The organism is Algibacter amylolyticus, assembly GCF_014202225.1.
Classification (GTDB): domain Bacteria; phylum Bacteroidota; class Bacteroidia; order Flavobacteriales; family Flavobacteriaceae; genus Algibacter_B; species Algibacter_B amylolyticus.
The window spans coordinates 35,417-49,394 of the sequence record NZ_JACHGE010000006.1 but is presented as its reverse complement, the minus strand read 5'-3'; the positions used below and the strand labels follow the sequence as shown (position 1 = coordinate 49,394).

10 protein-coding genes and 1 tRNA gene are annotated in these 13,978 nt (G+C 32.7%); 6 read left to right on the top strand and 5 right to left on the bottom strand.

From position 1 onward, the window contains the following. Together HNQ90_RS12170 and HNQ90_RS12165 are read left to right on the top strand one after the other, a co-directional pair. Positions 1-1,197 (top strand): DUF4249 domain-containing protein, encoded by a 1,197-nt coding sequence (locus HNQ90_RS12170; RefSeq protein WP_144116312.1) that lies wholly within the window; start codon positions 1-3, stop codon positions 1,195-1,197. Next, positions 1,185-2,930: a hypothetical protein gene (locus HNQ90_RS12165; RefSeq protein WP_144116311.1), complete on the top strand. Its 1,746-nt coding sequence runs from the start codon at positions 1,185-1,187 to the stop codon at positions 2,928-2,930. The genes HNQ90_RS12170 and HNQ90_RS12165 overlap by 13 nt, the downstream gene beginning before the upstream one ends. Before the next feature lie 3 nt (positions 2,931-2,933). Here the strand turns inward: HNQ90_RS12165 and HNQ90_RS12160 are convergent, their stop codons facing one another. Together HNQ90_RS12160 and HNQ90_RS12155 are read right to left on the bottom strand one after the other, a co-directional pair. Continuing rightward, positions 2,934-3,548, bottom strand: a complete 615-nt coding sequence (locus tag HNQ90_RS12160) for a deoxynucleoside kinase (protein WP_092852665.1) — start codon at positions 3,546-3,548, stop codon at positions 2,934-2,936. Between the two features lie 4 nt (positions 3,549-3,552). Beyond that, positions 3,553-4,332 carry a hypothetical protein gene (locus tag HNQ90_RS12155; protein ID WP_144116310.1) on the bottom strand — a complete coding sequence of 260 codons (780 nt, stop codon included), beginning with the start codon at positions 4,330-4,332 and terminating at the stop codon, positions 3,553-3,555. A 191-nt stretch (positions 4,333-4,523) separates the two neighbouring features. Between HNQ90_RS12155 and HNQ90_RS12150 the strand changes: the two genes are divergently transcribed. From HNQ90_RS12150 to HNQ90_RS12135, 4 genes are all read left to right on the top strand, one after another. Further along, complete coding sequence (locus tag HNQ90_RS12150) at positions 4,524-5,402, top strand: GLPGLI family protein (protein ID WP_144116309.1); 879 nt, start codon at positions 4,524-4,526, stop codon at positions 5,400-5,402. Positions 5,403-5,431: 29 nt separating this feature from the next. Further along, positions 5,432-8,164 (top strand): TonB-dependent receptor, encoded by a 2,733-nt coding sequence (locus HNQ90_RS12145; RefSeq protein ID WP_172625862.1) that lies wholly within the window; start codon positions 5,432-5,434, stop codon positions 8,162-8,164. Positions 8,165-8,338: 174 nt separating this feature from the next. After that, a tRNA-Tyr gene (locus HNQ90_RS12140) sits at positions 8,339-8,420 on the top strand. A gap of 307 nt (positions 8,421-8,727) precedes the next feature. Continuing rightward, complete coding sequence (locus tag HNQ90_RS12135; protein WP_144116308.1) at positions 8,728-10,029, top strand: leucine-rich repeat-containing protein kinase family protein; 1,302 nt, start codon at positions 8,728-8,730, stop codon at positions 10,027-10,029. A 60-nt stretch (positions 10,030-10,089) separates the two neighbouring features. Here HNQ90_RS12135 and HNQ90_RS12130 read toward each other — a convergent pair whose 3' ends face one another. The 3 genes from HNQ90_RS12130 to HNQ90_RS12120 all read right to left on the bottom strand — a co-directional run bounded on the left by HNQ90_RS12130 (position 10,090) and on the right by HNQ90_RS12120 (position 13,911). Continuing rightward, on the bottom strand, positions 10,090-10,719 hold the full coding sequence (locus HNQ90_RS12130; protein ID WP_144116307.1) for a tRNA (guanine-N1)-methyltransferase: 630 nt from the start codon (positions 10,717-10,719) through the stop codon (positions 10,090-10,092). Positions 10,720-10,877: 158 nt separating this feature from the next. Beyond that, positions 10,878-12,326 (bottom strand): glyceraldehyde-3-phosphate dehydrogenase, encoded by a 1,449-nt coding sequence (locus tag HNQ90_RS12125; protein ID WP_144116306.1) that lies wholly within the window; start codon positions 12,324-12,326, stop codon positions 10,878-10,880. A gap of 181 nt (positions 12,327-12,507) precedes the next feature. Further along, entirely contained in the window at positions 12,508-13,911 is a 1,404-nt protein-coding gene (locus HNQ90_RS12120) for a trypsin-like peptidase domain-containing protein (protein WP_144116305.1), read from the bottom strand. Between the last annotated feature and the right edge of the window lie 67 nt (positions 13,912-13,978).

Genomic DNA, 13,978 nt, shown 5'->3' with positions numbered 1-13,978 from the left:
ATGAGATTGAATAAATTATATAGAAGCATATTGTTACTTGTGTTATTAAGTATATCCTTTTGTTGCACAGAGCCATTTCCTTTGGTTACGGAATCATTTGAGGATGTTTTAGTTGTTGAAGCCACCATAACTGATGAGTATAAAAGACAAGAGATAAAACTTTCAAGAACTTATTTATTAGAAAGTGAGACGCCTGTTTTTGAAAGTAATGCTAATGTTAGAATTGAGGATAGTAATAATAATATCTATAATTTTAGCGAAACAGGTAATGGTTTATACTTGTCTAATTCGGCATTTCAAGCAGTACCTAACGTTGCCTATAAATTAGTAATTAGTACAACTGATGGAAAAGAATACATTTCAAATAGTGAATTTTTACCATCTAAAGCAGAAATGGAAAACCTCTATGCAGAATTGGTTAATTTAAATGGAGAAATAGGGGTTCAAGTATATGTTGATACCAACGATAATTTAGGGGATGCTAATTTTTTCAGGTATGAATATGAGGAAACTTATAAGATAGTTGCTCCGTATTACAAAAATCTTGATGCTATAGTTATTGCAGACGAGTTTATTGAATTAGTACCTAGAGATCCGGGTGAAGAGGTTTGCTATTCAAGCAATTCCTCAAGCGAAATCATTTTAACAAGTGTTAGTGGTTTAGCAGAGAATCGTATTTCAAAATTTCCAGTTCGATTTATTTCAATGAATAGTCCAACTCTAAGAGAGAGATATAGTATTTTAGTTAGGCAGTATGTTCAGTCTGCTGATGCCAATACGTTTTATAAAGTTTTAAAAAAATTAAATTCAGATGGAGAAAGTGCGTTTGTAGGTAATCAACCAGGTTTTATACAAGGTAACATCTTTTCTTCACAAAACGTTTCTGATAAAGTTATTGGGTTTTTTGATTTAAGTTCAGTGTCGTCTAAAAGAATTTATTTCGATTATACGGAGTTTAATTTAGATTTACCACCATATTTTTATGACTGTGATTTAAGACTGTTAGACTATGATAAAGTAGGTAGTGATAACCCACCAGAGCAAAATGAAAGAGCTATACTTTTATATTTGTTAAGCAGGTATAACCCTTATAAATATGTTTCAGGAAGTAGCTCTGTTTACCAATTGGCAAGTCCGGAGTGTGGCGACTGTACAACATTTTCATCAAACTTAAAACCATCATTTTGGGAAGATTAATTAAAAGAATACAATTTGTAGTTGGAGTAGCTTTGTGTTTGTTTTGCTTAGATTCCACATGCCAAATAGATAAGGAGAGTTTTGAAGCTTTCAAAGCTATTATTCCTCAAGAAAATATTGTGCTTCAGGCAAATACCAATACTATATTGGCAGGAGAAACTTTATTCTATAAGCTGTATTGCTTAAGCAGTACAGGGAAATTAAGTTTGGCTAGTAAAATAGGTTATGTTGAATTAATTGGAGCTAATAAAAAGAACCTGTTTAAACATAAGCTACAACTGAATAAGGGATTAGCTAATGGAGATTTTTTTATACCACCAAATATAGAAACGGGGCATTACAAGCTTGTAGCTTACACTAAATGGATGAACAATAATAGCGCTAATCCATTTTTTCAATCTGATGTATATATTATCAATCCATTTATACCTAACGATGATTCTTTTGAAAATAAAGAATTATACGCTGATAATCTAAAAGAGATAAAAAAAACGATTCCTACGGTTCTTCAAAAAAATACAGACATTAAGCTTGAGACTAATAAAAAGGTTTATAAGTTTAGAGAAAATGTTGAAATTACTATGAGTAGCCTACTTGGTGAAAGTAATTATGGGAACTATAGTGTGTCGGTTCGTAAGTTGGATTTAATAGGAGTTACAGATCATAACTCTAATAATAAAGTTGATAATTATGACGAAATAAAATATTTACCTGAAATAAGAGGCGAAGTTATTTCGGGTCAAGTGCTATCTAAAAGTAACAATAAAATCGTAGCAGATATGATTGTAGCATTGTCAATTCCGGGTAGTCATTACATTTATAAAAATGTAAAAACCGATCAAAGGGGTAAATTTTATTTCAATATCCACGAAAACTATAATGATAGTGAAGTCATTATACAAGTGCTAGATAAAAATAAAGGGGATTATAATATTCTATTGGATGATTCGTCTTTTAAATATGCAGATCAATTAAAGTATGCAAAAATAAAAGTAAATGAAAATACTAAAGACTGGCTTTTAAAGCAAAGCATACATAATCAAATAGAAAGTGCATATCATAATGCAAAGCGAGATAGTATTGTTTTCCGTAGTCCAAATACGATGTTTTATGGTAACCCTACAGTTAAATATTTTTTAGATGATTACACAAGGTTTCCATCGGTTAAAGAGACTTTTGTTGAAATTATAGCTGAAGCTGCTGTAAGAAAGAGCGGAGATAATTTTAGTTTTAAAGTATATAACTACGAAGAACTACGAAATAATGTTTTTAAGGAGTATAATCCCTTAGTTTTATTTGATGGTATATTAATTCAAAATAACTTAGATGTTTTGGATTATGATTCTAATAAAATTGAAAGTGTTAGTGTCGTAAGAGGTATATATTTTAATGGTCCTAGTATATTCAATGGAATAATTGATATTAAAACAAAGAAAAGTGATTTTAAGCTACCAAAGAATAGAGAAGCTTTTGGGTTTTTAAACCTTGATGCTATTAAAGAAAACAAAATATATTATAACCCCATTTATACTTCTGAAGTAAGTAAACTTAACAGAATTCCCGATTATAGAAGTCAATTATTATGGGAACCTAATTTGTTTTTTAATTCAAATTCGAGTACAATTAACTTTTACACATCAGATGTAAAAGGGGTGTTTGAAATAACTTTAGAAGGGTATTCTAATGCCGGTAAATATATAATATCAAAAATGTATTTTGAGGTAGGAAATTAAAGCTTAAAACAACCCGTTTATTTCGGCATCAATAGTATTTATTACATGTCCTAAATCTTCTTGATTATCAACAAAATCTAGATTATCTACATCAATAATAAGTAATTTACCTTTATTGTAACCATGAATCCAAGCTTCGTAACGTTCGTTTAGTCGGCTTAAATAATCGATGCTAATTGAATTTTCGTAGTCGCGTCCGCGTTTATGAATTTGCGATACCAAATTTGGAATGGAACTGCGTAAATATATAAGTACATCTGGCCCTTTTACTAAAGATTCCATAAGTTCGAAAAGCGAGGTGTAGTTCTCGAAATCGCGATTGGTCATTAAACCCATGGCGTGCAAGTTTGGTGCGAAAATATGGGCGTCTTCGTAAATAGTTCGGTCTTGAATAATGTCTTTTCCGCTTTGACGAATTTGTAAAACTTGACGAAATCTGCTGTTTAAAAAGTATACCTGAAGGTTAAAACTCCAACGTGCCATTTCGGTGTAAAAATCATCTAAATATGGGTTGTCCACCACATCTTCCAACTGGGCTTCCCAGTTGTAGTGTTTTGCTAATAATTTTGTGAGTGTTGTTTTTCCTGCGCCAATATTTCCGGCTATAGCAATGTGCATGGTGTTACTGTATTTTAAGTTGATATTTACTTAGGACATTATTGCCGTAAATATACAAGGTTTCGTTGACTACAAAAAACTGATTTATTAATAAATTTGATGTATCGATAGGGATTTTTACATCATTGTCTTTTGGTATATAAAATAATGTGTTTTCGCTTTTTAAAATAATATTTTCATTACTTTCAGTTAGAGCGGTATAACCCGTATTTTTTATTTTTTTTACTAAACTGCCAAAGTAATTATAGGTGTATAAATAGTTTTTTGTTAATAGCCAACAAAAGTTATAGTTGCTTTTTATATCTAGAACTTCGCTTTGTACGGGAGCCGTTTGTGCACGAGTAGTTTTAGTTTTATAATCAAACAATTCTAGTTTTTGTAAATCTTGGTTAAAAATCCAAAGTGTATTATCGTAACCCGTAGTTATATGCGATACGTTTTTATAGGTCGATAGTGTGCTAAAATCTATTTTAAAAACTTCTGCTAAGCGATTATCTAGCACAACTACCGTATTAAAATCTTTGTAGAATAGATTAATTTTTAATGGGTTAAAGGTATTTACAGTACTTAAGTTACCAAGTTGTAAGTTGTTGTAGGTTATGGTTTTAGTGTCTGTTTTTTTATGAATAATATTGTTGTTAACATAAAACACAGTATTAAAATTATCCACCGATATTAGGGTTTCGGTTTTTAAGTTTACAGAATCTATAAACTTTATAGCTACAGATTCTTGTGCACTAATGGAAACGAAGAAAAATATAAAAATATAGTAAGTGTATTTCATTGCAGCTTGAAAAATACAAAAATCAATCCAGTAATACGCTGGTTGTTAATAAAACGCTACACAGCTTTTTTATTGTTTTATTTTAACTAAATATTAACTTTTTTAAATTAAACTGTTGGGGGTTTGCAAGGTCTAAACCGTAGTTTAAAAACTACTTTTGGTTTAAAGTATAATCTTATTATAATTTGATAATGAAAAACAATAACACTACAATTTTTGCGCTAATCCTGGTTTTGCTGGTTAGTGTATCACTACATGCACAACAAGATTTTCAAGGTAAAGCTTACTATTTTTCTAAAACAACCATGGATTTGAGTCGTTTTAATAGAGGTGGCGAGCAAATGACTGAACAGCGTAAAAAAGAGTTGGAAACGCGTTTTAAGTCTATGTTAGAAAAAACGTATGTTTTAACTTTTAACAAGGAAGAATCCATTTTTGTTGAAGATGAAAAATTATCGTCTCCAGTAAATTCGGGAAGAGGCTTTGGTGGGTTTGCAAGCAGTTTCGCTCCTGGACCACAATACAAAAATGTTAAGGAAAAACTGTATTTACAAGACCAAGAGTTTTTTGGAAAGCAGTTTTTAATTAAAGAAGAGATGGAGCCTTTAGAGTGGGTTATGGGAAAAGAAACCAAGCAAATTGGTCAATATTTATGCTTTAAAGCGACTGCTAAAAAAGTATCTAATGAAGTTGGGTTTGGGCCACCAAGGAGAACTAGTGATGATGATAAAGATGATAAAGATGATAAAGAAGGCGATGATGCTAAAAAGGACGAACCAAAAATAGTTGAAGTTACAGCGTGGTACACGCCACAAATACCTGTTAGCCAAGGACCAGCAGATTATTGGGGATTACCAGGTTTAATTTTAGAAGTAACCGCTGGCGATACGGTTATGCTTTGCTCTAAAATTGTTATTAATCCTGAAGAAAAAACTGAAATTAAAGCCCCTAAAAAGGGATCGGTTGTTACACAAGCCGAATATAAAGAGATTGTTACTAAAAAAATGGAAGAATTCAGAGCCAATCGTGGTAGAGGAAACGGAAGACCAGGCGGCGGAAGAGGGCGTTAATTTTTTAAATTTTTAGAAACCAATCCATAATGATAAAGAAACTCATATTAATAGTTTTAATTGGCTTTGCTAATGCCGCAATGGCTCAAATTAAATTAGAGGGTATTGTAAAAGATAGCATAGGCGCGCCATTAGAATTGGCAAACGTAATAGCTATTAATCAAGAAACAAAAACCTTGCAGTCCTACGGCATTACAGATCAGGCTGGGTTTTATAGAATAAGTTTAGCTAAAAATGGTACCTACAGTATACAGGTAAGTTACATAGGTATGAAAACCTATACCGAAACCATTACAACTGTAAATGATGATGTAGTTAAGGATATTGTTTTAGAAGCCGATAACGCCTTAGATGCAATCGAGTTAACCTACGAAATGCCTGTTACCGTAAAAGGCGATACCTTAATTTACAATGCCGATTCTTTTAAAAACGGAACAGAACGCAAACTAGAAGATGTATTAGAAAAGCTTCCAGGTGTCGAAATAAATGATGACGGCCAAGTAGAAGTAGAAGGGAATGTTGTAAGCAAGTTAATGGTTAATGGAAAAGATTTTTTTGATGGCGATACCAAATTAGGTATTAAAAACATTCCTTCGAATGCGGTCGATAAAATACAAGTACTCCGTAATTTTTCTGAGGTTGGTCAATTAAGTGGTGTTACCAATAATCAAGATAATGTTGCTATTAATATAAAACTTAAAGAAGGAAAAGAGAATTTTTGGTTTGGCAATATAACTGCAGGAGGAGGCGCTTCAACTGACGATGAACTCTACATTTTGCAGCCAAAATTATTTTATTATAGCCCTAAGTTTAGCTTAAACTTTATTGGCGATTTAAATAATACAGGCGATTTGGCTTTAACGCGCGAAGATCTTCGTGGTTTTGGTGGTGGTTTTAGAGCGCCAAGTAGAAGCAGCGGAACAAGTATTAGTTTAGGTAATAACAGTCTTAATTTTTTAACGTCGCAAAACAATGCTTTAGAAATTAAAAACAAATTGGCGGCAACAAATTTTAGTTATTCGCCTAACAAAAATTTAGATTTAAGTGGATTTGCTATTTTTAATAGTAGCAATATTTTATCAAAAGAAAAAAGTTTGGTGCAGTATACAGATTCCGATCTAGGGATTCCAGACGAAGCTACCGAGCAAAATAGCGAGGAACGTTCTAATCAAGGTTTACTAAAACTTAGTGCAGCCTATAAGCCTAATATTAATAATCAATTAGATTATGATATTTTAGGGCGATTCTCTAAAGATACTCAAAATCAAAACTTATTTTCTTCTGTTCTTGGTAATACCACACAGTTAGATGAAGCTACGCCTTTTAGTATTAGTCAAAGTTTAAATTATTATTACACATTAAATGAAACTAATATTTTCGCTTTTGAAGGCCAACATTTAATTAAAAATGAAGATCCGTTTTACAATGCACTATTGCTAAATGATCCGGATAATAATGAGGATGAAGACAATGATGCTTTTGATACAACTGCAGATGCCATAGGGTTTTTAACAAATTTAGATTATTATGATATTGGGCAAAACAAACGTATAAAATCGAATCAAGTTGATGCTAAAATTGATTATTACAATATTCTTAATGCCAAAAGTAATATCAATTTTACCTTAGGAACTATTTATAGCCGACAAGAGTTTAACTCGAATATCTTTCAGTTTCTAGAAGATGGCTCTCAGTTTGAACCAACCCCAAGTTTTAATGATGGTTTAGCAAAAAATGACACCGAGTATAATTTTACCGATGTTTATTTAGGAGCACATTATACTTTAAAAACGGGTAAGTTTACCATAACACCAGGGTTTTCTGTACATGCCTACGGAAATAAAAATACCCAGTTTGGTGAAACGTTCGAAGATAGTTTCTTTAAGCTGTTACCAGATTTCGAGACCCGAATTCAGCTTAAAAAAAGTGAGAGTTTAACACTGCGTTATCAAATGCAAAATCAGTTTACCGATGTTACAAATTTAGCACAGGGCTTAGTATTTAATAGTTTTAGTAGTATTCAATACGGCGAGCCAGAACTACAAAATGCCTTATCGCATAATTTAAGTTTGTTTTACAGAAGTTTTAATCTTTTTAATTACACTAATGTGTATGCACGACTTGCTTATAATAAGAATATCGATCAAATACGAAGTCTAACGGATTTTGATAATGTAATAAGAACAAGTACATTTTTCAACTCTAATTTTGCCGATGAAAGTGTTTCGGCTAGCGGTCGTGTACAACGTACTTTTGGGAAATTGCAAGCAGGAATTACAACTGGTTTAAACTACAGTAAAATTAATCAGTTTATTCAAGGGCAGCAGTCGTTAAACGAGCAGTTTACACAAAGCTACACACCAGAATTAAGAACTAATTTTAGAGAAGCACCAAACGTTAGGTTAAGATACCGCTATAGTGTTTCAAATAACGATCAAGGTTCTAGTTCTACAAAGTTTGTTACTAAGGCACCTTCTATTAATTTTGATGCTTACATATGGAAGTCGGTAACTTTCGAAACCGATTTTACATATAGCAATCAGGACGATGGTGTAAACCCATCACAATCCTTTAAAACTTGGGATGCCTCGTTAGCATACCGAAAAAATGAGGACTCCAAATGGGAATATGTTATAAAAGCTACTAATTTATTAGATATAGATTCTCGAGTACGAAATAGTGCAACAAACTTGTCTGTTTTTAGTTCAGAAACGTTTATTCAGCCTCGATTTGTAACTTTAAGAATACGTTACGAGTTGTAATATAATGGGTTAGGCATCCCGAATTAACACTCGGGATGTCATTTTAAATCCGCAAGTTTTTCTTTTCTTATTATGCTGAATTATGCGTAACAAGAAAAAATCAAAAAAATATATTAAATTCTTCATTTTATCTTTGCAGAATTAAGAAACAATAATATATTTGCGGTCAGTTTTGGGGAGATACTCAAGCGGCCAACGAGGGCAGACTGTAAATCTGCTGACTACGTCTTCGCAGGTTCGAATCCTGCTCTCCCCACTTAATAAAAAAAGTCTGCCTTGGCAGACTTTTTTTATTTATATAAAAATGTAAAACCTATTTTAGGGTTTTTATAGAAACGAAAAAGTAAGCTGTAGTAACTGCGTTCCTTTTCATTTTCAGGAGTGGGGAACAAGGCTATGTAATCCTGTTCTACTTCCTTAATCTTATAAAATAAACTATTATTCTATTCTTAATTTTTCTTTAAGGTATTAGAGGAACAAGAATATTCAATCCTGTGCTTTACTCATTTCAACTTGTAAATTCTAATCCATTATAGTTAGATTTGCACGCAGAAAATATATTCATGACACATACTTTAGAAGCATTGCAATCTGGACAGCTAATTGGCCTTAAAAGACTAAAATTAGCCTGTGGGTTAAAAACATTTCCAGAAGACATTTTAAAACTAGCCGATACCTTAGAAATTCTAGATTTATCCGGTAACGACCTTTCTACATTGCCAGATAGTTTTGCCCAACTAAAGAAATTAAGAATTTTATTTTTTGCAAATAATAAGTTTACAGTCTTTCCTTCAGTTTTAGCTCGGTGTCCTGAATTGAGTATGATTGGTTTTAAATTCAATCAAATTACAACAGTTCCTGAGGATGCATTTCCACCCAAACTAAACTGGCTTATTTTAACTGATAATAAAATTAAGGCATTACCTAAAAGTATAGGACAAGCAGTTAGGCTCCGTAAATGCGCCTTATCAGGAAATAAAATTGAAGCATTACCCGACGAAATGGCAAACTGTGTAAACTTGGAGCTTTTACGTATTTCGGCAAACCAATTAAAGAGTATTCCTAATTGGTTATTTAAGTTGCCTAAATTATCTTGGATAGGCTTTGGAGGAAATCCTGCAGCGCAAAGCATGCCATGTAAGAACAATCTGGAATCGTATAATTGGAACCACTTTACTATTAAAACGTTAATTGGTGAGGGTGCCTCTGGATTTATTTCCCACGCACATTGGGAGCAAAAACAAGAGGATGTTGCTATAAAAGTGTTTAAAGGCGCGGTAACTAGCGATGGTTTACCCGAAGATGAAATGGATGCCTCCATAGCGGCCGGAAACCATAAGAATTTAATACCTATTTTGGGTAAAATAAAAAATCATCCTGATGGTAAAAGTGCCTTAATAATGGAACTTATAGCATCCAATTATAGTAATTTAGGAAATCCGCCAAGTTTAGAAACATGTACAAGAGATGTATTTGATGAAGCTTCTAGTTTTACGGCAGCCCAGTTGCTAAAAATAGCTAAGGGTATGGCTTCAGTTAGTACACAATTACATGAAAAGGGTATTAATCATGGCGATTTTTATGCCCATAATATCTTGGTAAATAAAACAGCAGATTGTTATTTAGGCGATTTTGGAGCAGCTAGTTTTTATAATGTAAATTGGGAAATTGCACCAAATATACAACGCATAGAAGTAAGAGCTTATGGGTGTCTGTTAGAAGATGTTTTACATGTAGTTAACCAAGATACTTTTAACGAAGGCCAACTAAATAATTGGCTAAAACTAATTAATGATTGTACTAAACCAGATGTTATAGCTCGACCTAGTTTTTTAGAAATTACGGAGGTTTTAAATACCTTTTAAATAAAAAAAAATCTGTAATTAAAAATTACAGATTTTTGTATAAGTTGTAGAAATAAGAATTTATTTTCCTTTTTTCTGTTTATTAATCTCGTCTTGTAACTGGCGTCTCACTTTTTGTTCGCGCTCTAATGCTGTTCTGCGGTGCTCATCGAATTCTTCTTCAATTTCAGCTAAATTATGATTCGCTTTTCTAGTAATAGCATTACTGTTTTTAAATTTATAAATAAACAAAATTAGTAAAGCTAATAAAGCACCTATAATAGACCACATAAGCACATTGTAGTTTATTTTACTCATTTGCATTCCAAAGAGTGCCATATTGTTTTTTTCAGAATTAGTGGTTTCTAAATCTGATTGCGTATTTGAAAGATTCGCTTTTAAAGCTGAAATTTCTTTAGCTTGAGACGACACTACAGCCTTTGTTTCTGCTAAATTTTTATGTACTGTTTTTAAAGAGTCTAAAGTATGAGCACGAAGTGCTAATAACATACTTAATTTTACAGCTTCGTAAGGTTGACCGTTGGTTCCTTTAAAATTCCCAGACTTTTTAAGGATATATTCAAATTGATTATCAATAGTTCCTTTGTATAAGGATAATTGGTCGTCGTCTTCAGTAGTGGTTTGAGAAAATGAATTAAAGCTTATTAAACAGCTAAATATAAGTAAACATAGAGATTTGATAGGATTCATTTTAAATGCTTTTTGGTTGTATTTGGTTTGCGAATTTATAAAATATAGTTTATTAAACGATTAAAAATCAATAAAAAGCCTCATAAAAATGAGGCTATTTTATATACGATTCAAATCCTATATTAGATTATTAAAAATGTGTTTAAATTTATGGCGTATTAATAATACGTATAACGTCTAACCTTTGCAATATATTTTGCTAAGCGTATAACCTGATGGCTGTATCCATATTCGTTATCATACCAAATGTATAAAATGATGTTTTTTCCATCTTTTCTAACAATGGTAGCCTTACTATCATAAATGGATGGGGCAGAACAGCCAACAATATCGCTAGATACCAGTTCGTCGCTCAATTCAAATTTAATTTGTTCTACCAAATCGCCTTCTAAGGCATATTTTTTTAAAACTGAATTCACACCATTAAGCGATGTTTTATTCTCTATTTCTAAATTTAAAATGGCTAACGATCCATTGGGTACAGGTACACGAATAGCATTGGAAGTAAGTTTACCTTCTAAACTTGGCAACGCTTTAGCAACGGCAGTTCCAGCTCCAGTTTCTGTAATAACCATATTAAGGGCCGCAGCTCTTCCGCGGCGGTATTTACCATGAAAGTTATCCACTAAGTTTTGGTCGTTTGTATAAGCATGTATAGTTTCTAAATGGCCGCTTTTTACTCCAAAACTTTCTTCAATAACCTTTAAAATAGGGGTAATAGCATTTGTAGTACATGACGCTGCCGAAAATATATCGATTTTATCAGGGTTATTTTCCTGTTGGTTTACACCATGAACAATATTAGGAATACCTTTTCCTGGCGCCGTTAATAAAACCTTTTTAACGCCTTTCGATTTTAAATGTTTACTCAAGGCTTCTTTATCTCTAAAGGCGCCAGTATTATCAATAACTAAAGCGTTATTAATATTATAGGTAGTGTAATCGATCTCTTCTGGCGTATTTGCCGAAATTATATGTACTGTAGTTCCATTAATTATCAAAGCATTCTGCTTCGCATCAATAGTAACGGTACCCGAAAAATCGCCATGTACCGAATCGTTACGCAGTAGCGAAGCTCTTTTTTCTAGTATTTTGGCATCAATAGTCCCACGGGTAACAATAGCTCTCAGACGTAACTGACTTCCTTTTCCGGTACGCGTCATAAGTTCTCTGGCTACCAATCTACCAATTCTACCAAAACCATAAAGTATAACGTCTTTTGGTTCAAAACTTCCATTTTTACTTGCGTCTTTTAGTTTATGAGACACAAAGGCCTTGGCGTTATTATGTTTATTGTCGTCTAAATGGTACTCGTAAGTTAGCTTTCCAATATCTAATTTTGCAGGAGGGACGTTAAGGGCTTTTATGGCCTGAGCAATTTCAACCGAATCAAAAATAGAAATGGGCTTTTGCACAAATTTACCCGCGTATTCGTGCAGGTTTAAAATCTGACTCACATTTCTATCTATTAGTTGGTTTCTAAAAAGTACCAATTCAATCGATTTGTCATACCATAAATCGCTTACGGCTTTTATAAATTCTACAGTTGCTTTTCTTCGATCAGCCTGAAATGCTAATTCTTTTTCATAAGTTTTATTAGAACCCATAATGTATAAAGTTTAGTTTGTGGTGTTTTAGCTAAAATACCATATTTCAAACGTTTTCGTAAAGCACTTTAACGAAAAAAATAACCCTTCAAATAATAAGTATATTTAAAGGGTTATTAAAATTAATTGGAACTTGATTTCGGTAATTAAAACTTATTAGTCGTCTTAATTAGTATATAAACTATCTAAAATTATAGCGTTCTAAATCGCCATTCGTATTTATAACTTCTAGTCTTAAAGCTTCGTATCTAGATTTATTTCTTAAAGCACGTTGCACATCTTCTACATTTTTCACTTTAATATCGTTAATTGCTGTAATAATACAACCTTCTATAATACCATTCTTTTTCCAATATTCGGCATATTGCTCATCTAGTTCAGCAATTTTAACACCGTAAGTCACATTAAATTTCTTTAGGTCTTTAGCCTTAGCATCTTTAATTCGTCCTACAAGCGGCATAGTAAAGGTGTCATTTTTTGCTAGCGTTACAGGTATAGTTTTTAAATCGCCATCTCTAGATACTATTAAGTTTACCACATCGTTAGGGCGTTTAGCGCTTAAATGTCCGGTTAAATCAGAGAATTTAGATACTTTAATATTATCAATTTCTTTAATTATATCACCTTTTTTAATACCTGCTTTTTCAGCTCCAGAATCTGCAACCACATCATCAATATAAACACCTTCGGTGTCAGGAACTCCAATTTTTTCAGCATTCATACTATTTAAAGCGCCACCTTGTATACCTAAAATACCGTTTTGTACGTTTCCAAACTCCATTATATCTTCAATCACTTTTCTAGCAATATTACTAGGTACAGCAAAAGAATATCCTACATAAGAGCCCGTTTGCGATGTTATAGCGGTATTAATTCCTACCAATTCACCATTAGTATTCACTAAAGCACCACCAGAATTTCCTGGGTTTACTGCCGCATCTGTTTGAATAAACGATTGTCTGCTTGTACCCGATAAATCTCTAGATTTTGCACTAATAATACCCGCCGTAACAGTCGATGTTAAATTAAATGGGTTACCAACAGCCAATACCCATTCGCCAATTTTAGCATTATCAGAATCCGCAAAAGTTACAAATGGTAATTCCTCGTCGGCATCGATTTTTAAAAGCGCGATATCCGTTTTTTCGTCGGCACCAACCAATTCCGCTGTATACGTTTTATTATTGTTTAAGGTAACCGATAATTCGTGGGCATTTTTAATAACATGGTTATTGGTAATTATATAACCATCGGCGTTAATAATAACACCAGATCCCGTGCCCGTTTGTGCACGTTCAGACGATCGTCCCGAAAACAAATCTTGCATGGTGTATGTCCCTTTACTAAGTGTAACATTTTTAACGTGTACCACCGCGTTTACAGTATTTTCGGCAGCTATGGTAAAATCTATTTTATCCTCGGCACTAAATAAAGGCCGTGTGTTGCTTGTTGGTAAAAATGTAGGGTTTTCGGCAGCTGCAGCAATAACAACAGGTTGCTTTTCTTCTAAAAAAAACTTGTAGGTTCCTAAGGTGAAAATGCCACCCAAAGCCGATACGAATACTAATGTTAAAATCTTTTTCATATGCGTTAATCTTGTATGTTTTAAAATTATTTCAATCTATTTAACGATTAAAATTAATTATTTATTG